This window comes from Pedobacter sp. UYP24 (genome assembly GCF_054057295.1).
Genome location: NZ_JBSRZD010000001.1, coordinates 974,267 through 994,935 on the forward strand (window position 1 = coordinate 974,267; position 20,669 = coordinate 994,935).

Below are 20,669 nucleotides of genomic sequence, written 5' to 3' on the forward strand. Positions count from 1 at the left end.
ATGGCAGGGAAAAAATTATCTCGTAGAGATCGTATAAAAAAAGGAATCAGAAAAAGACTAACAGGTTCCGAAAGCCGTCCACGTTTATCGGTTTATAGAAGCAATAAAGGTATATATGCTCAAATTATTAACGACGTAACCGGAAACACAATTGTATCTGCATCTTCTTTATCAAAAGATTTTGCAGGAACTGGAAACAAGTCTGAACAATCAATAGCTGTAGGTAAATTGGTTGCTGAAAAGGCAATTGCTGCAGGGGTTAAAGAAGTTGTTTTTGATAGAAATGGCTACTTATACCATGGACGTGTTAAATCGCTTGCAGAAGGTGCACGCGAGGCTGGTTTAGTATTTTAATCTGAAAATAGGATAAGATGTCAACTATTAATATAAAAAGAGTTAAGACTAGCGAGATCGAGTTAAAAGATCGTTTAGTTAGCATACAACGTGTAGCCAAAGTAACAAAGGGTGGTCGTACTTTCAGTTTTTCAGCAATTGTTGTTGTTGGAGATGAAAATGGAGTTGTTGGTTACGGTTTGGGTAAAGCGAAAGAGGTTACTGAAGCAATTGCAAAAGGTATAGATGATGCAAAAAAGAATTTAGTTAAAATTCCGCTATTAAACGGTACAGTTCCACACGAACAGATAGGTAAATTTTCAGGAGGTTTTGTCTTGATCAAGCCTGCTGCTGTTGGTACAGGTGTAATTGCGGGTGGTGCAATGCGTGCTGTATTGGAGAGTGCAGGAGTACATAACGTACTTGCAAAATCAAAAGGTTCATCTAATCCGCATAATGTGGTAAAAGCAACAGTTGATGCATTAACAAAAATGCGTGATGCTTATACTGTAGCTCAACAACGTGGTGTGGATTTAAACAAAGTTTTTAACGGATAATATCATGGCTAAGATTAAAATAACCCAGATAAAGAGCATCATTGACAGAAGCGAGCGTCAGAAAAGAACGATGCAGGCATTAGGTTTGAATAAAATGAACCAAAGTGTTGAAGTTGAAGCAAATCCAGCTATCATTGGTATGGTTCGGAAAGTGAATCATTTGATCGCTATCGAAAGTATATAATTTTTAAGGGTTGCAAGTTTCAGTTATATAACTAGATTTGCAACCCTTGTATATGTTTAACCGTTGTTCCTGATTAGTGAAAGCGAAGGGCAACACAATAAGTTTTAAGAATGAACTTAAGTAATTTAAAACCTGCAGCAGGTTCTACAAAAAATAGTAAAAGAATAGGTCGTGGTACTGGGTCAGGTCGTGGCGGAACATCAACTCGCGGACATAAAGGTGCTGGATCACGTTCTGGTCACTCCACTAAAATCGGTTTTGAAGGTGGTCAGATGCCATTACAACGTCGCGTACCAAAGGTAGGGTTTAAGCCTATTAATCGTGTTGAGTATGTTGGTGTGAATCTTGACGTTCTTCAGGAATTGGCTGAAAGATTTGAGTTGACAAGTATAGATTTCGCTATATTGCAACAACATGGTTTGGCTTCAAAAAATGACCTGGTTAAAATCTTAGGTCGTGGTGAAGTTAAATCTAAATTAGAAGTTAAAGCACATGCTTTTTCTGCAACCGCACAAAAGGCTATTGAGGCTGTTGGAGGCTCAATCGAAAAATTGTAATTAATGAAGAAGCTGTTTACTACTTTAAGTAATATTTGGAAAATCCAGGAATTAAAGGAACGTATATTATATACGCTTATGATTCTTTTGGTATACAGATTCGTATCACACGTGGTTTTACCTGGTGTTGATGCAAATCTATTAGGCGATAATACTAAGTCCGGACTATTAGGTCTTTTGGATATGTTTGCTGGGGGTTCGTTCTCTCGGGTTTCTATCCTGGCTCTAGGTGTTATGCCTTATATTTCAGCATCAATTGTAGTTCAGCTATTGGGAATTGCTGTTCCTTCTTTCCAGAAAATGCAAAAGGAGGGAGAAAGTGGAAGGAATAAACTTAATCAGATAACCCGATACCTTACTGTTGCAATTACCGCTGTTCAGGCTGTAGGATATGTTAAGACTCAGGTACCGCAAGAAGCCATAGTTATTGATCATATGCTGTTCTTCGTTCTATCAACATTTGTATTATCAGCGGGTACCTTATTCGTAATGTGGCTTGGTGAAAAGATCACAGATAAAGGTATTGGAAATGGTATTTCTTTGATCATTATGGTTGGTATTATTGCAAGATTACCTATTGCATTACAACAGGAAGTTAGTTCTAGATTTGCTGGTGATGGTGGACCCATCGCATTAGTTGTGGAAATTGTAGCTCTTTTTGCAGTGGTTATGTTTACAATCATGATTGTGCAAGGTGTACGCAAGGTACCTGTACAATACGCCAAGCGTATTGTAGGTAACAGACAATTTGGGGGTGTTAGACAGTATATTCCTTTAAAGGTAAATGCTGCCGGTGTTATGCCTATTATTTTTGCTCAGGCTTTGATGTTTATTCCTGCTACTTTAACAGGGTTTATTCCTTCTTTGCAGAATACTTGGCTTATACAATTTAGTGATTATACTTCTTTAGCCTACAGTCTGACATTTGGATTTTTGATTATTGCTTTTACGTTCTTTTATACTGCGATAACAGTTAATCCTACTCAGATGTCTGATGACATGAAGAAAAATGGTGGGTTTATTCCTGGTATTAAACCTGGTTTGGCTACATCCAGCTTTATTGATGATGTGATCTCTAAGATTACACTTCCAGGAGCTATATTTTTGGCAATTGTTGCTATTCTTCCATCAATTGCTGTAAAATTTGGTATCAAGTCTGAGTTTGCTCATTTTTATGGAGGTACCTCTTTACTGATACTTGTAGGTGTAGTATTGGATACTTTACAACAAATTGAAAGCTATTTATTGATGCGTCATTATGATGGATTGATGAAAACTGGACGTGTTACTGGAAGATCTAGCGTTCCTGCTGTAACAGGCAACAATGCAGTTATTTAGTGATATTAGATGTCCAAAATTTATTATAAATCATTAGAAGAAATAGAGCTAATTAGGGAAAGTTCACTATTGGTTTCAAAGACTTTAGCAGAAGTGGCTAAGGTTATTGAGCCAGGAATTACAACCAAAAGTTTAGATAACTTAGCTTTTACATTTATAAGAGATCATGGAGCTATACCAGCATTTCTTAACTATAATGGTTTTCCGAATTCATTATGTATATCGCCAAATGGACAGGTAGTGCATGGAATCCCAGGGACTTATGTTATTGAAGAAGGGGATTTAATTTCAGTTGATTGTGGTGTTATTATTAATAACTACTTCGGAGATTCTGCCTATACTTTTTCAATAGGAAAGATTGATGATGAAAAGCAGAAATTGGTGAACATTACACAGCAATGTTTAAAGGTGGCAATAGATAAGGCAATTGTAGGATCTAGAATTGGGGATGTGGGATTTGCTGTTCAGGAGCTCGCTGAGAAAAATGGGTTTGGTGTAGTAAAAGAGCTTGTTGGACATGGTGTTGGCATTAAACTACATGAGAAGCCTGAAGTACCTAATTATGGCAAGCGAGGAAGTGGTATCAAGTTAGAAGAGGGGATGGTAATAGCCATCGAACCAATGATAAATGCAGGTACTGCAAATGTGAAATTTTGGTCTGACGGTTGGACAGTCACCACTAAAGATAATAAGCCATCTGCTCATTTTGAGCATACTGTAGCAGTTAAAAAGGGCAAGGCGGATGTTTTATCGACATTTTCACTTATTGAAGAAGTTTTAAAAGAAAAAAGGTAAATATTTAATTTTTTTTATTTAATTTTGCAACCCTGTTTAACAACAGCTAATTAAGTAAAAATCAATATTATATGGCTAAACAAGCCTCAATTGAACAAGACGGTGTAATAAAAGAAGCATTATCAAATGCAATGTTCCGGGTAGAGCTGGAGAATGGGCATGAAATAATAGCACATATTTCGGGTAAGATGAGGATGCACTACATCAAGATATTACCTGGAGACAAAGTTAAATTAGAGATGTCGCCTTACGATTTATCAAAAGGCAGGATTACTTATAGATACAAATAAAATGAAAGTTAGGTCATCAATTAAAAAACGTAGCGCTGATTGTAAGGTTATTCGTCGTAAAGGTAAACTTTACGTTATTAACAAGAAAAACCCAAAGTTTAAGCAACGTCAAGGTTAAGAAATTATTGAAGTATGATTGGATTGAATGTACAGGTTACTCAATCTGTCGTTTAATCAAATAATCAAACATTTAGTACAAATATGGCAAGGATATCAGGTATAGATTTACCAAGAAACAAAAGAGGCGAAATTGGATTAACCTACATCTTCGGAGTAGGCAGATCAACTGCACAGCGTATATTGACTGAGGCAGGTATCGATTTAAGCAAAAAAGTACAAGACTGGTCGGATGATGAATTATCTGCGATCCGTACGATCATAAACGACGGCGTTAAAGTAGAAGGTGCTTTGCGTTCGGAAGTTCAGTTGAACATTAAGCGTTTAATGGATATTGGTTGTTACCGTGGATTACGTCACCGGAAAGGTTTACCAGTTCGTGGTCAGCGTACTAAGAACAATTCTCGCACACGTAAAGGAAAGAGAAAAACTGTTGCAAATAAGAAAAAAGCTACTAAATAGAATTAGTACTGAATAATAATTATGGCTAAGAGTAAAAAAGTTACCAAAAAGCGTATTGTTGTTATTGAGCCTGTTGGTCAGGCGCACATCAATGCTACCTTTAACAATATCATTGTCACCCTAACAAATAACAATGGTCAGACTATTTCGTGGTCTTCTGCAGGTAAAATGGGATTCAAGGGTTCTAAAAAGAACACTCCTTATGCAGCGGGACAAGCAGCTTCAGACTGCGGTAAAGTAGCATTTGATCTTGGTCTGCGTAAAGTAGAAGTTTTTGTAAAAGGGCCAGGTTCAGGTCGTGAGTCAGCAATTAGAACATTGCAGGTTTCAGGTATTGAAGTTACCTCTATCAAAGATATTACCCCGCTTCCACACAATGGATGTCGTCCTCCTAAGAAGAGAAGAGTTTAATTTATTAATTTTTAAAGCTAAGAGTCTGCAATTACAGGTTGCATGATACTTTAAAACAACAAGCAATGGCAAGATATACGGGACCGAAGTCCAAAATCGCGCGTAAGTTCAGAGAGCCTATTTTTGGCCCTGACAAGGTATTAGACAGAAAAAATTATCCCCCTGGACAGCATGGTGCTTCCAAAAGAAGAGGAAAACAATCTGAATATTCTGTACAATTAATGGAGAAACAGAAAGTTAAATACACATATGGTGTATTGGAACGTCAGTTCCGTAATTTATTTACCAGAGCATCTTCAAGAGAAGGAATCACTGGAGATAACTTATTACAATTGTTAGAAGCTCGTTTAGATAACACTGTTTACAGGTTAGGTATTGCTACCACTCGTTCAGCTGCTCGTCAGTTAGTTAGCCATAAACACGTTACAGTTAACGGTGAAGTAGTAAATATTCCTTCGTATCAGTTGAAAGCAGGGGATGTTATTGCTGTTCGTGAGAAATCAAAAACTTTAGAGACAATTACAAATTCAGTAGCTGGGAGAGTAATTAATAAATTCAATTGGTTAGACTGGAATGCAAGTGAATTAACAGGTAAGTTCCTTTCTTATCCTAATCGTGATGAGATTCCTGAGAACATCAAGGAAAACCTTATAATTGAGTTGTACTCTAAATAATATATAAACTGATTGCCTTAATTGGGCAATCAGTTTTTTGCGTTACATAATTTAATAACGATCTAAATACATTATAAATGGCAATTTTAGCATTTCAGAAACCCGATAAGGTAATCATGCAGAAGTCAACAGATTTCGATGGTATATTTGAATTTCGTCCTTTAGAGCCCGGTTTCGGTGTAACAATTGGTAATGCCTTAAGAAGAATTTTGCTTTCTTCATTAGAAGGTTATGCAATTACAAGTATTCGCTTTTCTGGCGTATCTCATGAGTTCTCTACCATGAAAGGCGTTGTTGAAGATTTAACTGAGATCATTCTTAACTTAAAACAAGTACGTTTTAAAAAAATTGGTGATACAGGTGATACTGAAAAAGTTTTTATTGTAGTTAATGGCCAGGATCAATTTACTGCTGGAGACATCACTAAATTCTCGACAAATTTCGAGGTACTTAATCCTGATTTTGTTATTTGCAATATGGAGAAAGCGGTGACTTTAGAAGTAGAGTTGTCGATCAATAAAGGTCGGGGATATGTTCCTGCTGAAGAGAATAAAATCAATGATGCTGTTGTTGGCGTTATAGCTATTGACTCCATCTTTACTCCGATGAAGAATGTGAAATACACGATTGAAAATTATCGTGTTGAGCAGAAAACAGATTACGAAAAGCTAATTCTTGATATTTCAACAGATGGTTCAATCCATCCTGAAGAAGCATTGAAGGAAGCTGCGAAAATCTTAATTCAACACTTTATGCTATTCTCTGACGAGAACTTAGTGTTAGAATCACAAGCGAAGGAAGAAACTAAAGAAGTAGATGAAGAAATTCTTCATATGCGTAAAATTCTTAAAACTGAACTTGTTGATCTTGATCTTTCAGTACGCGCCTTAAACTGCCTTAAAGCAGCCGATATTCGTACATTGGCTGATCTTGTTTCATACGACGTTGCAGATATGCTTAAATTCAGAAACTTCGGTAAAAAATCATTAACAGAAATACAAGAGCTTGTTAAGTCTAAAAGCTTGTCATTCGGTATGAACTTGTCTAAGTTCAAACTTGATGAAGAATAATCAGATTTGAAATATAGTATATTATAAATAGTATATAATTCCCTCGGATTTAATTCATAGAGACGGTATATACTTAATAAATTAAAAAATGAGACACGGTAGAAAAGTAAACCATTTAGGAAGAACAGATTCACATCGTAAGGCGATGTTGGCTAATATGGCTTCATCGTTAATTAAGCACAAAAGGATTTCAACAACTTTAGCTAAAGCAAAAGCTTTGCGTATGTATGTTGAGCCTTTGATTACAAAATCAAAAACTGATACTACGCACTCACGTCGTATTGTATTTGGTTACTTACAAGACAAGGAGACTGTTACTGAGCTTTTCCGTGATATAGCTACTAAAGTTGCTAATCGTCCGGGTGGTTACACTAGGATCATTAAGTTAAATAACCGTTTAGGTGATAATGCTGAAATGGCATTAATTGAGCTTGTTGATTACAACGAGGTATATGGTAAGGAAGCTGAAGGTTCAGACAAGAAAACTACTCGTCGTGGCAGAAATAAGACAAAAAAGTCTGATGTTCCTGCTGTTGACGCCGAAGTTGTTGCTGATTTGAAAGATGAAAAATCATCTGAAGAAAGTCCGAAAGCTCCCGCTTCTGAAGAAGTCAAAGAGGATAAAGGAGAGTAAGCAATTTGCTAAATCAAAAAGACCTGGCTCTAATCGAGTCGGGTCTTTTTGATTTATGATCGGCTCTAAATAAGTCTATAGTCAATGTTATAAAATTATCTTATTAAGTTTACGTGTATGTCAAATCAGTCTATTCTCGATCAGTTTAAGTTTAACTTGATTTTAATAATTTCATCCAATGAATTGCTTAAAGTCTCATTAGGTAATTATAAGGGTAATGATATCACTCTTAAAAATATTTATGTTAAGAAAGTTAAGATCAAAAGGTTAGACATGCTTTCTTTTACCTACAGGCATAAAACTAGAGATATTGTTAAGAACTGGAAAATAGAAATTGGGATCAACTTAATTCTTAAATTGGTTAGTAATGATTTTAGAGTTTGCAGTATTTTTTCAACTAATAGGGAGGTAACTTTAGAACAAAATATCAGGGGAATATTTTCTCTTAAAGAAAGGCTTAAGTCAGAAATTGATCCATTACCATCTTTAAATCATGATCATGAGAAAAAGCGGCAAATAAGCGTCAATAATATTTATCTTAATGCCCTTAAGGTGACAGATGGTGCTGGCAATGTATATAAAGCAACTCAGGATAAATACAAACAGATAAATCAATACATAGAAATTTTAAGTCCTCTTTTAAGGGATCTTTCTTCAGATAAAACTACGAATGTTGTTGATATGGGTTCAGGAAAGGGCTATTTGACATTTGCACTATATGATTATCTACATACAGTTCTTGGTTTTAACACGATAGTTACAGGAGTTGAATTTCGTGATGATCTGGTAGTACTTTGTAATGGAATTGCACAGGAGGCCGGTTTTAGGAATTTGAATTTTGTACAAGGGAGTATTCAGGAATTTGAAAGTGTTAGTATGGATATACTTATTGCACTTCATGCTTGTGATACTGCGACAGATGATGCGATATATAAAGGTATAATTGCAAATGCTAATTTGATTGTTGTTGCTCCCTGCTGCCACAAACAAATTAGAAGAGAGATGGAGAAGTCGACGGTAACAAATGAACTTTCTTTCCTGACCAAGCATGGTATTTTTTTGGAAAGGCAGGCGGAAATGGTTACAGACGGATTACGAGCATTGGTGCTACAGTATTTTGGTTATAAAACGAAGGTGATAGAATTCGTTTCAAATGTGCATACTCCAAAAAATGTATTGATTATTGGAATAAAAAAAGACACCCAATCACAGGAAAAAAAGAAACAAATATTAGCTGAGATTAAGCAGACTATGATTTTTTTTGGAATTGGAGAGCACTATCTTTTAAGGCTACTGAACCTGTAGCGTTGCCTTGTTCTGTCATAGTGTCACCTTTTAGTTTAGTAATTTCGGACAATATTTAATTTCAAACCTTTAATGTCAATTATTTGTCTGCCAAAACTCTATTGGCACATTGCTTGTTGAATGATTGGAAATGTAGATTTCATTAACAAATAGATATAAATAACATGTCAAAAATTATTGGTATAGACTTAGGAACAACAAACTCTTGCGTAGCCGTAATGGAAGGTAACGAGCCTGTAGTTATAGCCAACAGTGAGGGTAAACGTACTACGCCATCCATTGTTGCATTTGCAGAGAACGGTGAACGTAAAGTGGGAGAGCCTGCAAAACGTCAGGCAATCACAAACCCAACTAAAACTATTTCTTCGATTAAAAGATTTATGGGAAGCAGCTTCGCTGAGGTTGCCAAAGAAGCTGGACGCGTGCCTTATAAGGTAGTTAAAGGTGATAATAACACCCCTCGCGTTGAGATTGACGATCGTAAATATACTCCGCAAGAGCTTTCTGCTATGATCTTGCAAAAGATGAAAAAAACAGCAGAGGATTTTTTAGGCCATGAAGTAACAGAGGCTGTTATTACAGTTCCTGCATACTTTAATGATGCTCAACGTCAGGCTACAAAAGAGGCTGGTGAGATAGCTGGTTTAACAGTTAAGCGTATCATTAATGAGCCTACTGCAGCTGCTCTGGCTTATGGATTGGATAAAGCCCACAAAGACATGAAAATTGTCGTATTCGATTGTGGTGGAGGTACTCATGATGTTTCTGTTTTGGAACTTGGTGACGGTGTATTCGAGGTTAAGTCTACAGATGGTGATACTCATTTGGGTGGGGATGATTTTGACCATATTATTATTGACTGGTTAGCTGCTGAATTTAAAAACGAAAATGGTATGGACCTTGCAAAGGATCCGATGGCATTGCAACGTTTGAAGGAAGCTGCTGAAAAGGCCAAAATTGAATTATCAAGTACAACTTCAACAGAAGTTAATTTGCCATATATCACAGCTGATGCTAGTGGTCCGAAACACTTGGTTAGGACTTTAAGTCGTGCTAAATTTGAGCAACTTGCGGCGGACTTAATCAAACGTACAATTGAGCCATGTAAATCTGCCTTGAAAAATGCTGGTTTGAAAACATCAGATATTGATGAGATCATTTTAGTAGGAGGTTCTACCCGTATTCCTGCCATTCAGGATGCTGTTAAGAATTTCTTTGGTAAAGAGCCTTCTAAAGGTGTAAATCCTGATGAAGTTGTTGCTATTGGTGCAGCAATCCAAGGTGGTGTGTTAACAGGTGAAGTAAAAGATGTCTTGCTATTAGATGTTACACCACTTTCTTTAGGTATTGAAACTATGGGTGGTGTGATGACAAAGTTAATTGAATCAAACACTACTATTCCATCTAAGAAGGCTGAAACTTTCTCTACAGCGGCTGATAATCAACCATCAGTAGAGATCCATATTTTACAAGGCGAACGTCCAATGGCTACTCAAAACCGTACAATTGGCCGTTTTATACTAGATGGTATACCACCAGCTCCTCGTGGAGTTCCTCAGGTAGAAGTTGCTTTTGATATTGATGCCAATGGCATTTTGCATGTAAGTGCAAAGGATAAAGCTACCGGTAAGGAGCAGAAAATTCGTATTGAGGCTTCGTCTGGTTTAACTGATGAAGAGATCAAAAGAATGAAGGAAGAAGCTGAACAAAATGCTGATGCTGACAAGGCTGCTAAAGAAGAAGCGGAAAAAATCAATAGCGCTGATGCTTTAATCTTCTCAACTGAAAAACAATTGAAAGAGTTTGGAGATAAGATCTCTGCAGATAAAAAGGCACCAATTGAAGAAGGTTTGATCAAACTAAAAGCCGCACATGCTTCTAGAAACTTTGCTGATATCGATGCTTCGCAAGAAGCTTTGCAAACTGCATGGAATGCTGCTTCGGAAGATATGTATAAAGCTGGTCAAGATGGTGGACAACCTGAGGGAGCACCTCAAGGTGATCCTAGTCCTAGTCAGTCTGCTGGCGGAGACAATGTAACTGATGTTGATTTTGAAGAAGTGAAAGACGATAAGAAGTAATCAATAGCTAATCACAAATAAAAGAGTCCCCTGGTGAATAATTGGGGGACTCTTTTATTTGTGATTTTGTTAGTTCCAAAGTGTAGTGGGATAAGCGCCATCTTTGATCAGTTGATCAATGCTTCTCTGAACAAAAGGTTTGTCTTCTTTATATGTAACGCCAAACCATTGACTGTCAGTAGGTATGACTTTGAAGTTGGCATTTTCATTTTTAACTAACGTTTCACCAATTAATGGTATGAAAAATTCTGCTTTAGGGTTTTCCTTGTTTTCTAGGGCGAATACTTTGAACATATCTTCTGTTAATTTAAAAACAGCAGGGGTAAAGCCCCAAAAATTCATTGAAACAGGAGTCTCAAAGTCAAGAGGGTATTCAATCCCATTTTCTTCATATACTATTACAGCATTTTTTTTATAGACTTGAGTGCGTTCTGTTATTTCTTCCAGATATCCACCATCATTAGTTTTGCAAACGCCTCTTGATACGGAGCCGAAATCAGATAACGTTTTGCCAATCTGATAACCTACAATCGAATAATTACTGTCTGTAGCTTCTTCAGTTAAAAATTTTACCATTTTTCTAAATGAATCAAAGCCATAAAAGTCATCTGCATTTATCACGCAGAAGGGCTCTTTTACGACTTTTCTTCCAGAAAGTATGGCATGAGCAGTTCCCCATGGTTTTTCCCTGTAAATATCCTCTTCAATACCGAATTGTTTTAAATCAAAATTTTGAAATACATATTCTGTCTCAATGCGTCCGTTTAATTTGGGTTCAAAAATTGATTTGAAGTTTTCGACAAATTCTTCTTTTATAATAAATACGACTTTACCAAAGCCAGCTTTGATTGCATCATAAATCGAATAATCGATAATTGTTTCTCCATTGGGACCGAAACCGTCAATTTGTTTCATGCTGCCATAACGGCTTGCCATCCCTGCGGCTAGTATTAATAATGTAGGTTTCATTAATTACTTTGAATATTTAAAATCGTGATCCTTCTTGATATTAAGCAATGAATGGTAAATAAGACTGATTACATTATCTACATCTTCTTTATGAATCATTTCCACCGTGGTATGCATATAGCGTAATGGCAAAGAGATAAGTGCTGATGGAACACCACCGTTAGAATAGGCAAATGCATCAGTGTCTGTTCCTGTAGACCTTGATGATGCCTGACGCTGGAAAGGAATTTTATTTTTTTCAGCAGTTTCAATTAGCAGCTTATTCAAATTAGTTTGCACAGCAGGAGCATAAGATACGACTGGCCCTTTGCCACATGCAAGATCACCTTGAGTAATCTTATTGATCATAGGCGTGCCGGTATCGTGTGTAACGTCAGTTACAATAGCGACATGAGGTTTTATCCTGTGGGCAATCATTTCTGCACCACGCAATCCAATTTCTTCCTGAACACTGTTTACTATATATAATCCAAAAGGAAGTTTCTTTTTGTTTTCTTTTAGCAGTCTTGCAACTTCAGCTATCATGAAACCACCTGCCCTGTTATCCAAGGCTCTACCTACATAATATCTGTCATTCAAAACCACAAATTTATCTTCATAAGTGATCACACATCCAACATGTATACCCAATTTCTCAACCTCTTCTTTAGAGATACATCCACAGTCTAGAAATATATTTTTTAGTGCTGGTGCTTCTTCCTTTTCTCCATTACGGGTATGGATTGCCGGCCAACCGAATACAGCTTTAACTAAACCTTTTTCAGTATGAATATTTACCCGCTTTGATGGTGCAATTTGATGATCGGATCCCCCGTTTCTAATTACATAAATTAGACCATCAGTTGTGATGTAGTTTACAAACCATGAGATCTCATCGGCATGGGCTTCTATAACCACTTTGAACTCAGCTTTCGGATTAATGACACCAACTGCGGTTCCGTAATTGTCTATAAAGCTTTCGTCTATATAGGGCTTCAAGTAATCCAGCCACATTTTCTGTCCGGGATATTCAAATCCTGTTGGAGATGGATTATTGATATATTCTTCAAAAAAGGTTAGGGATTTTTTGGTAACAACATTTACATGTTCAGGTTTATCTTCTTTTTTCTTCGACATTTTTAAATAATTATTCTTAACAAATATATAAACAAGCAACTAAGCATCAAGAGCAGCTTTAAGATCTAACTCCATGATGACAAAATCTATATCGTTTTCTACAAAGTATGAGCCAAGTTGCAGAAAGCCAAATTTTGAGTAAAATTTTGATGCAGATACTCTGGCATTACACCATAGTTTTTCACCACTGTCATGTTTAACAAATGAGATTACGTATTTTAATAATAATGATCCAAATCCTTTTCCTTGTTCTTCAGTTAACGTAGCTAGCTTTCTAAATTGATAGATTTTGCCATCATTGAAAATAGATACCACAGCTGTCAGCTTATCATTAGCATAAAGACCAAAATGTATTCCCTCCGAGTCATTTTTTAACTTTATACTTTCAAAAGGAAGGTTAGGATACATTACTTTATGCCTGAGATGCCAGGTAAGTTCATATCTGATTTGCTCTATTTGAATTTCAGGCATTACTTTTAATTCTATTGTTGTAAAAGAAGTAAATACAAATATTTAATAGGATTATTATACAGGTTCCTAAACAAAACATTTTCCATTGCCCTTTTTCCCAAAGCCAAAGTCCCAGAGCAGATCCAGATGCAGCGCCAATAAAAGAAACAGACATGAAAACGGTATTTAATCTATTACGAGCATCAGGTAATATGGAATAAATCCTGGTTTGATTAGTTACATGTATGGCTTGCTGACCTATATCGATCACTACGATTCCAATGATAAATATAAACAGATGATTTCCAGTGAAATAGAACAATCCTATACTGATCAGTTGCAATAACAAACCGATAATGACATTTCTCTTTGGATTCTTTCCTCCGCTTAGTTTTCCTACTAAGGGCGCCGCTAGAGCTCCAGCAGCACCTGCAATACCAAAAAGTCCAATTTGTAAGGTTTGAAAACTAAATGGGGGATTTGCAAGAAAGAGAACCATGGTGGTCCAAAAAGCACTGAGCACCGCAAAAGCTAAGAAATTAATTAAAGAGGCCTGTCTTAAAATGGGCTGGGTTTTAATATAATGCCACATAGACCACATGAGCTGGCGATATGTTCCTTTGAATGAAGGGGAACTGCTAGGAAATCTCCTGCTCATTAAAATTACCAATAATAAACAAATGCCTGAAGCCATTAAATAAACTGACCGCCAGCCCCATAAAAAGCCTATGCTACCGCTAATAGCTCTGGAAGCTAAAATGCCTATCAAAAGCCCACTCATAATTATTCCTATAGTTTGGCCACGTAGCTCATCACTGCTCAAATTAGCCGCCATAGGAAGGATTAATTGAGGTACAACTGAACTAGCTCCTATAAGCAAACATGCAATTTCCAATACGAAGAACGATCTTGAAAATCCGGCCAGCAACAATGATAAAATCGCAAGAGAAGTTATAATGATAATTTGTTTCTTCCTTTCAAACATATCTCCAAGAGGAACAAGTAAAAACAATCCCAATGCATAACCTGCCTGTGTAAGATAGGTTATTTTACCAGCATGACTTTCTGTTAATCCAAATTCTTTCGCAACCAAAATTACCAATGGTTGGCAATAGTAAATATTTGCAACGATTAAACCAGTACAAAAAGCCATTAATAATATGTCAGATTTGCTAAGTTTCATTAAGGGGGATGTTGCCAGGTTTTTTGTAAAATGCCGTTCCACTATTGGTCAGTGCCTGATAAAACCCCTTTAACATCTTCAATTACAAACAAGGGAATATTAAAGCAATCTCAAAACGGTACAAAACGTGCGATTCTGATGGAAGCATGGCTAATAATGACTCATCCAAATATGGAAAATTTTATTGAATAACACTACCATCGATATTGCAGTTGGGTATTGAAAACATCGTCTTTTAAATTAGAAGTATATTGAGGTAGCAGGGTATGTTCATTATCAACATGCTCGTTATAAATAATAAGTTTAAGTCGTAGATTGACAGAATAAGTTATGCCGTAACCGAGTGTAATGAACTTAATATCTCCTGATGTCGTGTTGTTGCCGATGGCACCAATTTCTTTCTCGCTGATGTGTCTGCTGGGGTCATATACATCATAGGAGAAGATAGCGGAAAGTTTTGTTTTGGCAATTTTTTGGGTTACCCATAAATAGTATCCATTAAACGCCATAATGTAAAGATCAGAAGTAGGTTGGGCAGCGAAACTAGTACTTGCTACTGGACCTAATACCGATGCAGATGAGGCTATTCCTGGTTGCCTACCGATTATTTACTCTGCTTTAAAAGAAGTCGTTCTAAAAAAATTGTCATATTGTAGTTGCAAGTTTAATCAATAATAATCCCTCTTGGCATTATCTCCGATATTTTGTTGGGATGTATTTTTTGTATACCCACTTCCATTTTCCACAAAATAAGTTTCTGTATCGTTACGAACTGATCCTTTATATATAGATCCGCCAAATCCAATATGGAGATAGTTATAAATTAGGCTGTCGAACTTGAAGTTTAGATTGCAGATTAAATCTTTTCTGGAATCATAGTCTCTTGTAGTATGACCACTTGCATTTACTACCGCAAGGTCAGCTGTAAGAAACTTAAGTACCGAAGGGTGATATGTGATCATTGCCCCGATATCCCTTTCCCTAGGCATTAAAGTTTGAAATACTCTTGGTCGTTCAGGAAAATCTCTATAGCCAGAAGAGTAAAGAATAGAATAACCAAAAGGTCTGTTAAATAAGCCTGCAGTAAATTTAAGATCCTTGAGATTGGGTTGATAGAATTGAATGAAGGCATCCATTAGCGCTACTCCATTCTGGTTGCATCAATTTGAAATACAATACTTGAGTATTTATCTGCCCTGTCGACCTTTAAACGACCCCTTCTAATCATGAATCTGGAATCTGAATTCTTGGAAAAATCCCCCCCGGAAAATGAAGAAATTCCAGACGATTGTGCTTTTTGATATTGGGATTGTAAATAGCCTGTAATGGTAATATCATGTGGATCATAAGTAGAGGGTGCATTGTTGCTTTGTGCAATACTGAACAAAGGGAATATTAGTAAGAGACTTAACAGAATTTTTATCATGTGTTAACATTTGGATCTACAAAATTATACTAATCTAACGGTTTTGCCAGTAGCATTTTCAAATTTCGACTATAGCTTTGGAGCATGAATCTCTCTCTTAGTAACTAATTACATTTTTTTTACTTGTCAAGATTTCTATTTAGTGTAAGTTGGAACTATCTTTGTTGATATCTATAAAAAAATAGTCAATGTTTTTGAGGAAATATAAGTTATGTATTGTTATTGCTTTTTTTGGCATTTTTATGTCGAAGATGGTAATATCTGGTGCTCCTGTATTTTTTGTTGGTATTGATAATGAAATAATGAACGCTGTAATTATGCAGATTGAGCAAGAACATAGCTCTGACAGCGATTCAGGAAAAAATGGATTAAAATATACTGATTACAAGTTAGTTGAGTTCCATCATCTTGATACATTTACACCTATTTTGGTCCATTTTTGGATTAATAAAAGTTTTATAGAACATTCAAAGAGGTATGTAGATCCATACCATACCTCTGTCCTCACCCCTCCGCCTAACTTCTCTTAGATTAAATAATGGCCATCTTATTTACTGCCATCATTATTTTTGACTGAACAATTAATGGAACATAAATAATGTTTTAATTAATTCTAAGCAATCTATTAAAATTAAGCATGTGTCATTAGATACAAGCTCCTCACCATTAAAATTTACACTAATGAAAAATGAGAATTCAGTCTTTTCAAGACTTGAAGTACAGAAGTATATATTAAAAAAGAATTTGAAACGTGATTTGCCCTCAAGCATAGTTGTCTTCCTGGTAGCACTTCCATTGTGTCTGGGTATTGCCTTAGCATCAGGGGCGCCATTGTTTGCAGGGATAATTACTGGAGTTATCGGGGGTATAATTGTCTCTAGTGTCAGTGGTTCACAGCTTAGCGTCAGTGGACCCGCAGCGGGTTTAACCGCGATAGTATTAGGTGCAATCGCCACATTAGGAGGTTATCAAACATTTTTACTCGCAGTGGTACTTGCGGGGTTTATCCAATTGTTGCTTGGCGTGTTAAAGGGAGGAACAATAGGGAATTATTTCCCATCCAGCGTAATCGAAGGGATGCTTGCTGCAATTGGATTAACACTTATTTTGAAGCAGCTCCCTCATGCACTTGGCATTGATTCTGATTTTTTTGGAGATGAAAGTTTTTTACAGGGAGATCATAAAAATACATTTTCGGCAATTGGCAGTGCTGCGAGTCAGTTTGGACTAGCGGCTATGGTGATCAGCTCACTTTCCATACTGGTCCTTGTTTTTTGGCCGAGATTCAAAAAATTTGCGGTAGTTCCAGCTCCTTTATTAGTTGTTTTATTAGGTGTGGTATTAACATTTGCTTTCAGCAGTACACCCTACGCATTGGAATCTACACACATGGTGAATATTCCAGTTGTAAGTGGCTGGTCTGAATTCATTAACCTATTCACCACACCAGATTTTACACAGATAACAAACAGTAAAGTGTGGATTACAGCAGCAACAATAGCAGTTGTAGCCAGTTTGGAGACACTTTTAAGTTTAGAAGCTATTGACAAGATAGATCCGATAAAACGAGTATCACCAACAAACCGTGAACTTATTGCTCAAGGTACAGGGAATATTATAAGTGGATTGGTTGGTGGTTTACCTATGACATCTGTAATTGTAAGAAGCTCGGCCAATGTGAATGCAGGCGGGCGTACAAAAATGTCTGCTATTTTTCATGGGTGTTGGCTTCTACTTTCATTATTATTTATTCCGGGATTAATAAATATGATACCACTAGCTTGTCTTGCGGCAATTCTCTTGGTAACCGGCTACAAGCTTACCAGAGTAGCTCTCTTTAAACATATGTACCAAAAGGGCTGGGATCAGTTTGTTCCATTTGTGATTACTGTTGTTGGAGTACTATTAACGGATTTATTAAAGGGTGTAGCCATTGGAATGTTGTTTTCTATATTTTATCTTTTACGCACCAACATGAGAAATCCTTTCTTTTACAAAATTAAAGAAGAGGGAAATAAAAAGAATCTCAGGATCACACTTGCAGAAGAAGTTTCATTTTTAAATAAAGCTGCAATCCAGGTAGTTCTTACCAACATAGCAAAGGAGACTAATGTTATAATTGATGGATCGAATTCTCGTTACATCGATCCTGATGTTTTGGAGACAATATTTAATTACAAGCATAATGCTTATACCAAAGGGATAATCGTAAATTTAGTTGATATTAGAAAGCATTATACCGTGCCTAAACTAGATACTAACATCATTGAGAAAATTAATAATTAAACTATTATGTGTGCGAAATTAGAAAAACAAAATATAAATCAAATTACTTACGAAGGCCTTTTACAAGGCAATAAGGATTGGGTTGCTGCTACTTTGGCAGAAGATCCTGATTACTTCAAACGTCTTTCCTCTGGACAGAAGCCTCCTATTCTTTGGATTGGATGTTCAGATAGTAGGGTTCCGGCAAATCAAATCACAAATACAAATCCAGGTGATATTTTTGTCCATAGGAATATCGCCAACGTTGTGGTACACACAGACATGAACATGCTCAGCGTACTTGATTACGCAGTGAATGTATTGGAAGTTGAGCATGTAATAGTATGTGGGCATTACGGTTGTGGAGGTATTGAAGCTGCATTAAGCAATAAACAGTTTGGTATCATAGATAACTGGTTAAGGAATATAAAGGATACATATCGATTACATTATCATGAGTTGGATCTGATTTCTGATCATAAGAAGAGGTGTGAAAGACTGGTAGAGTTAAATGTTATCGAAGGTGTATTTAACTTAACTAAAACCTCTATAGTTCAGAATCGTTGGATCAATGGTAAAAAGTTAAGTTTACATGGCTGGGCTTACAGTCTTGAAACAGGGATAATTACAGATTTGGGTGTAACCTGTGAGTCGAATAACCATCATACTTCAGTATTTAAAGTTGATGGTCTTAATGAAGTTAAGTGATAAACAAAAGGCTCCTGATATTTCGGGAGCCTTTTGCTATTAGTTATCCTAAAAAAGGATATCTGTAATCTTTTGGCGGATCAAAGGATTCTTTTATGGTACGCGGAGATACCCATCTCAACAAGTTAATCATAGATCCGGCTTTATCATTAGTTCCTGATCCTCTCGCACCGCCAAATGGCTGCTGTCCAACAACTGCACCAGTGCATTTATCATTGATGTAAAAATTACCGGCTGCATTTCTTAATCTTGTAGAAGCTTTTTCAATAGCATATCGGTCTTGTGCAATAAATGCACCCGTTAAGGCATATATAGAAGTCTCATCAATGATTTCAAGGATTGAATCAAATTCTGCATCTTCATAAATGTAAATAGTAAGAATTGGGCCAAATAACTCTTCGCACATTGTTACGTAATGGGGCTCTTTTACTACTATAACAGTTGGTTCAATAAACCAACCACTTGATTTATCATAATTGCCGCCGGCAATTATTTCAACAGTTTTGTCTCCTTTTGCAGCATCAATATATCTTGCAAGTTTGTCGAATGATTTCTCATCAATCACTGCATTTATAAAATTACTGAAATCTTCAGTTCCACCCATTTTAAAGGTGGCTAAATCACTCAGCATATTTTCTTTAATCTTTGGCCAAAGACTGGCCGAGATATATACCCTTGAAGCAGCAGAACATTTTTGGCCCTGGTATTCAAAAGCGCCTCTAACTATAGCTGTACTAGCCACATCCACATCAGCTGATTCATGAACAAGTATAAAGTCCTTTCCTCCTGTTTCCCCAACGATGCGAGGGTATGTTTTGTATTTGTGGATATTGTTTCCAATTGTTTTCCAAATATTCTGAAACACTGCTGTAGAACCCGTAAAATGTATTCCTGCAAAATCTGGATGATTAAATATTACTTCCCCCGCTTCTGGTCCATCAACATATATCAAGTTAATTACACCATCTGGTAAACCGGCCTCCCTAAATATTTCCATAATTACATTGGCAGCAAATACTTGGGTATCCGCAGGTTTCCATACAATGACGTTTCCCATCATTGCCGCAGAAGCAGGCAGATTTCCGGCAATTGCTGTAAAATTGAATGGTGTAAGTGCAAAAACAAATCCTTCAAGCGGGCGTTGTTCAACTCTGTTCCATGAGCCCCTAGAAGAAACAGGAGGCTGTTGCTTGTAAATATCTGTCATGTACGCAACGTTGAAGCGTAAAAAGTCAATAAATTCACAAGCAGCATCAATCTCAGCCTGGTAGGCATTTTTACTCTGCCCAAGCATGGTGGCTGCGTTTAACTTATAACGATAAGGCCCGGCGATTAGATCGGCGGCCTTTAAAAAAATTGCAGCGCGGTGTTCCCATGCTAAATTTTCCCAATCTGGTTTCGCAGCCAAAGCAGCGTTGATGGCATCTTTAACGTGTATTTTATTACCTATACTATAATGGCCTAGAATATGTTTATGGTCGTGCGGCGGCGAAAGTCTGCCCTTCCTTTCTGTATGGACTAGCTGATTTCCAATATACATTGGTATTTCAACTTGTTTAGAGCGGGCATCTGCAAGAGCAGCTTCCAAAAGTTCGCGTTCTTCGCTACCCGGAGCATAAGCTAATATAGCCTCATTTATGGGGACAGGTGCGTTAAAAAATCCTTTAAGCATAATAATCACTGTTAGTTGAACAAAGATAGTTAATTGCAGTCCTTTACCTTACACAATGATTAATAATTCTTA

At 36.6% G+C, this 20,669-nt stretch carries 26 protein-coding genes; 18 read left to right on the forward strand and 8 right to left on the reverse strand.

Annotation, left to right across the window (positions count from 1 at the left end):
* The 15 genes from rplR (at position 1) to dnaK (ending at position 10,808) form a co-directional block, all read left to right on the forward strand.
* The gene (gene rplR, locus ACVWYN_RS04430) at positions 1-354 is read left to right on the forward strand and encodes a 50S ribosomal protein L18 (RefSeq protein ID WP_457287614.1); all 354 of its coding nucleotides are present in this window, start codon (positions 1-3) and stop codon (positions 352-354) included.
* Positions 355-371: 17 nt separating this feature from the next.
* The gene (gene rpsE / locus ACVWYN_RS04435) at positions 372-890 is read left to right on the forward strand and encodes a 30S ribosomal protein S5 (protein ID WP_457287615.1); all 519 of its coding nucleotides are present in this window, start codon (positions 372-374) and stop codon (positions 888-890) included.
* Positions 891-894: 4 nt separating this feature from the next.
* On the forward strand, positions 895-1,074 hold the full coding sequence (gene rpmD, locus ACVWYN_RS04440) for a 50S ribosomal protein L30 (protein ID WP_457287616.1): 180 nt from the start codon (positions 895-897) through the stop codon (positions 1,072-1,074).
* Between the two features lie 110 nt (positions 1,075-1,184).
* Entirely contained in the window at positions 1,185-1,631 is a 447-nt protein-coding gene (gene rplO / locus ACVWYN_RS04445; RefSeq protein WP_457287617.1) for a 50S ribosomal protein L15, read from the forward strand.
* A gap of 3 nt (positions 1,632-1,634) precedes the next feature.
* Positions 1,635-2,969 carry a preprotein translocase subunit SecY gene (gene secY, locus ACVWYN_RS04450; RefSeq protein WP_457287618.1) on the forward strand — a complete coding sequence of 445 codons (1,335 nt, stop codon included), beginning with the start codon at positions 1,635-1,637 and terminating at the stop codon, positions 2,967-2,969.
* Between the two features lie 9 nt (positions 2,970-2,978).
* On the forward strand, positions 2,979-3,764 hold the full coding sequence (map, locus tag ACVWYN_RS04455) for a type I methionyl aminopeptidase (protein ID WP_457287619.1): 786 nt from the start codon (positions 2,979-2,981) through the stop codon (positions 3,762-3,764).
* Positions 3,765-3,835: 71 nt separating this feature from the next.
* Complete coding sequence (gene infA, locus ACVWYN_RS04460) at positions 3,836-4,054, forward strand: translation initiation factor IF-1 (protein ID WP_048907428.1); 219 nt, start codon at positions 3,836-3,838, stop codon at positions 4,052-4,054.
* A gap of 1 nt (position 4,055) precedes the next feature.
* On the forward strand, positions 4,056-4,172 hold the full coding sequence (gene ykgO / locus ACVWYN_RS04465; protein ID WP_008244551.1) for a type B 50S ribosomal protein L36: 117 nt from the start codon (positions 4,056-4,058) through the stop codon (positions 4,170-4,172).
* Between the two features lie 83 nt (positions 4,173-4,255).
* Entirely contained in the window at positions 4,256-4,633 is a 378-nt protein-coding gene (gene rpsM / locus ACVWYN_RS04470) for a 30S ribosomal protein S13 (protein ID WP_457287620.1), read from the forward strand.
* Positions 4,634-4,654: 21 nt separating this feature from the next.
* Positions 4,655-5,044, forward strand: a complete 390-nt coding sequence (gene rpsK, locus ACVWYN_RS04475) for a 30S ribosomal protein S11 (protein WP_048907426.1) — start codon at positions 4,655-4,657, stop codon at positions 5,042-5,044.
* A gap of 65 nt (positions 5,045-5,109) precedes the next feature.
* Positions 5,110-5,718 carry a 30S ribosomal protein S4 gene (rpsD, locus tag ACVWYN_RS04480; RefSeq protein ID WP_457287621.1) on the forward strand — a complete coding sequence of 203 codons (609 nt, stop codon included), beginning with the start codon at positions 5,110-5,112 and terminating at the stop codon, positions 5,716-5,718.
* Positions 5,719-5,795: 77 nt separating this feature from the next.
* Positions 5,796-6,788, forward strand: coding sequence for a DNA-directed RNA polymerase subunit alpha (locus ACVWYN_RS04485; RefSeq protein ID WP_457287622.1), 993 nt, complete (start codon positions 5,796-5,798; stop codon positions 6,786-6,788).
* Between the two features lie 88 nt (positions 6,789-6,876).
* Positions 6,877-7,422 carry a 50S ribosomal protein L17 gene (gene rplQ, locus ACVWYN_RS04490; protein ID WP_457287623.1) on the forward strand — a complete coding sequence of 182 codons (546 nt, stop codon included), beginning with the start codon at positions 6,877-6,879 and terminating at the stop codon, positions 7,420-7,422.
* 117 nt (positions 7,423-7,539) lie between these two features.
* Positions 7,540-8,727, forward strand: coding sequence for a class I SAM-dependent methyltransferase (locus ACVWYN_RS04495; RefSeq protein WP_457287624.1), 1,188 nt, complete (start codon positions 7,540-7,542; stop codon positions 8,725-8,727).
* A gap of 164 nt (positions 8,728-8,891) precedes the next feature.
* Positions 8,892-10,808, forward strand: a complete 1,917-nt coding sequence (dnaK, locus tag ACVWYN_RS04500) for a molecular chaperone DnaK (protein WP_457287625.1) — start codon at positions 8,892-8,894, stop codon at positions 10,806-10,808.
* A 69-nt stretch (positions 10,809-10,877) separates the two neighbouring features.
* On the opposite strand, the gene ACVWYN_RS04505 is transcribed toward dnaK, so the two are convergent.
* The 7 genes from ACVWYN_RS04505 to ACVWYN_RS04535 form a co-directional block, all read right to left on the reverse strand.
* Positions 10,878-11,777, reverse strand: a complete 900-nt coding sequence (locus ACVWYN_RS04505) for a nucleotidyltransferase family protein (protein WP_457287626.1) — start codon at positions 11,775-11,777, stop codon at positions 10,878-10,880.
* Between the two features lie 3 nt (positions 11,778-11,780).
* Positions 11,781-12,893, reverse strand: a complete 1,113-nt coding sequence (locus tag ACVWYN_RS04510; RefSeq protein ID WP_457287627.1) for a M42 family metallopeptidase — start codon at positions 12,891-12,893, stop codon at positions 11,781-11,783.
* Positions 12,894-12,932: 39 nt separating this feature from the next.
* Positions 12,933-13,364 (reverse strand): GNAT family N-acetyltransferase, encoded by a 432-nt coding sequence (locus ACVWYN_RS04515; RefSeq protein WP_457287628.1) that lies wholly within the window; start codon positions 13,362-13,364, stop codon positions 12,933-12,935.
* Positions 13,357-14,526 carry an MFS transporter gene (locus tag ACVWYN_RS04520; protein WP_457287629.1) on the reverse strand — a complete coding sequence of 390 codons (1,170 nt, stop codon included), beginning with the start codon at positions 14,524-14,526 and terminating at the stop codon, positions 13,357-13,359. Before ACVWYN_RS04520 ends, ACVWYN_RS04515 begins: the two co-directional genes overlap by 8 nt.
* Before the next feature lie 194 nt (positions 14,527-14,720).
* Positions 14,721-15,035 carry a hypothetical protein gene (locus ACVWYN_RS04525; RefSeq protein ID WP_457287630.1) on the reverse strand — a complete coding sequence of 105 codons (315 nt, stop codon included), beginning with the start codon at positions 15,033-15,035 and terminating at the stop codon, positions 14,721-14,723.
* A 159-nt stretch (positions 15,036-15,194) separates the two neighbouring features.
* Positions 15,195-15,662: a hypothetical protein gene (locus ACVWYN_RS04530; RefSeq protein WP_457287631.1), complete on the reverse strand. Its 468-nt coding sequence runs from the start codon at positions 15,660-15,662 to the stop codon at positions 15,195-15,197.
* A 5-nt stretch (positions 15,663-15,667) separates the two neighbouring features.
* Positions 15,668-15,952: a hypothetical protein gene (locus tag ACVWYN_RS04535; protein WP_457287632.1), complete on the reverse strand. Its 285-nt coding sequence runs from the start codon at positions 15,950-15,952 to the stop codon at positions 15,668-15,670.
* A gap of 242 nt (positions 15,953-16,194) precedes the next feature.
* Here ACVWYN_RS04535 and ACVWYN_RS04540 point away from each other — a divergent pair, with 242 nt between their 5' ends.
* From ACVWYN_RS04540 to can, 3 genes are all read left to right on the forward strand, one after another.
* Entirely contained in the window at positions 16,195-16,482 is a 288-nt protein-coding gene (locus ACVWYN_RS04540) for a hypothetical protein (protein ID WP_457287633.1), read from the forward strand.
* Between the two features lie 151 nt (positions 16,483-16,633).
* Complete coding sequence (locus tag ACVWYN_RS04545) at positions 16,634-18,238, forward strand: SulP family inorganic anion transporter (RefSeq protein ID WP_457287634.1); 1,605 nt, start codon at positions 16,634-16,636, stop codon at positions 18,236-18,238.
* A gap of 6 nt (positions 18,239-18,244) precedes the next feature.
* Entirely contained in the window at positions 18,245-18,925 is a 681-nt protein-coding gene (gene can, locus ACVWYN_RS04550; RefSeq protein WP_457287635.1) for a carbonate dehydratase, read from the forward strand.
* A 43-nt stretch (positions 18,926-18,968) separates the two neighbouring features.
* Here the strand turns inward: can and pruA are convergent, their stop codons facing one another.
* Entirely contained in the window at positions 18,969-20,597 is a 1,629-nt protein-coding gene (gene pruA / locus ACVWYN_RS04555; RefSeq protein WP_457287636.1) for an L-glutamate gamma-semialdehyde dehydrogenase, read from the reverse strand.
* Between the last annotated feature and the right edge of the window lie 72 nt (positions 20,598-20,669).

Coding starts and splice junctions, on each gene's coding strand:
- rplR (WP_457287614.1), top strand. CDS start 1: ATGGCAGGGAAAAAATTATCTCGTAGAGATCGTATAAAAAAAGGAATC.
- rpsE (WP_457287615.1), top strand. CDS start 372: ATGTCAACTATTAATATAAAAAGAGTTAAGACTAGCGAGATCGAGTTA.
- rpmD (WP_457287616.1), top strand. CDS start 895: ATGGCTAAGATTAAAATAACCCAGATAAAGAGCATCATTGACAGAAGC.
- rplO (WP_457287617.1), top strand. CDS start 1,185: ATGAACTTAAGTAATTTAAAACCTGCAGCAGGTTCTACAAAAAATAGT.
- secY (WP_457287618.1), top strand. CDS start 1,635: ATGAAGAAGCTGTTTACTACTTTAAGTAATATTTGGAAAATCCAGGAA.
- map (WP_457287619.1), top strand. CDS start 2,979: ATGTCCAAAATTTATTATAAATCATTAGAAGAAATAGAGCTAATTAGG.
- infA (WP_048907428.1), top strand. CDS start 3,836: ATGGCTAAACAAGCCTCAATTGAACAAGACGGTGTAATAAAAGAAGCA.
- ykgO (WP_008244551.1), top strand. CDS start 4,056: ATGAAAGTTAGGTCATCAATTAAAAAACGTAGCGCTGATTGTAAGGTT.
- rpsM (WP_457287620.1), top strand. CDS start 4,256: ATGGCAAGGATATCAGGTATAGATTTACCAAGAAACAAAAGAGGCGAA.
- rpsK (WP_048907426.1), top strand. CDS start 4,655: ATGGCTAAGAGTAAAAAAGTTACCAAAAAGCGTATTGTTGTTATTGAG.
- rpsD (WP_457287621.1), top strand. CDS start 5,110: ATGGCAAGATATACGGGACCGAAGTCCAAAATCGCGCGTAAGTTCAGA.
- ACVWYN_RS04485 (WP_457287622.1), top strand. CDS start 5,796: ATGGCAATTTTAGCATTTCAGAAACCCGATAAGGTAATCATGCAGAAG.
- rplQ (WP_457287623.1), top strand. CDS start 6,877: ATGAGACACGGTAGAAAAGTAAACCATTTAGGAAGAACAGATTCACAT.
- ACVWYN_RS04495 (WP_457287624.1), top strand. CDS start 7,540: ATGTCAAATCAGTCTATTCTCGATCAGTTTAAGTTTAACTTGATTTTA.
- dnaK (WP_457287625.1), top strand. CDS start 8,892: ATGTCAAAAATTATTGGTATAGACTTAGGAACAACAAACTCTTGCGTA.
- ACVWYN_RS04505 (WP_457287626.1), bottom strand. CDS start 11,777: ATGAAACCTACATTATTAATACTAGCCGCAGGGATGGCAAGCCGTTAT.
- ACVWYN_RS04510 (WP_457287627.1), bottom strand. CDS start 12,893: ATGTCGAAGAAAAAAGAAGATAAACCTGAACATGTAAATGTTGTTACC.
- ACVWYN_RS04515 (WP_457287628.1), bottom strand. CDS start 13,364: ATGCCTGAAATTCAAATAGAGCAAATCAGATATGAACTTACCTGGCAT.
- ACVWYN_RS04520 (WP_457287629.1), bottom strand. CDS start 14,526: ATGAAACTTAGCAAATCTGACATATTATTAATGGCTTTTTGTACTGGT.
- ACVWYN_RS04525 (WP_457287630.1), bottom strand. CDS start 15,035: ATGGCGTTTAATGGATACTATTTATGGGTAACCCAAAAAATTGCCAAA.
- ACVWYN_RS04530 (WP_457287631.1), bottom strand. CDS start 15,662: ATGGATGCCTTCATTCAATTCTATCAACCCAATCTCAAGGATCTTAAA.
- ACVWYN_RS04535 (WP_457287632.1), bottom strand. CDS start 15,952: ATGATAAAAATTCTGTTAAGTCTCTTACTAATATTCCCTTTGTTCAGT.
- ACVWYN_RS04540 (WP_457287633.1), top strand. CDS start 16,195: ATGTCGAAGATGGTAATATCTGGTGCTCCTGTATTTTTTGTTGGTATT.
- ACVWYN_RS04545 (WP_457287634.1), top strand. CDS start 16,634: ATGAAAAATGAGAATTCAGTCTTTTCAAGACTTGAAGTACAGAAGTAT.
- can (WP_457287635.1), top strand. CDS start 18,245: ATGTGTGCGAAATTAGAAAAACAAAATATAAATCAAATTACTTACGAA.
- pruA (WP_457287636.1), bottom strand. CDS start 20,597: ATGCTTAAAGGATTTTTTAACGCACCTGTCCCCATAAATGAGGCTATA.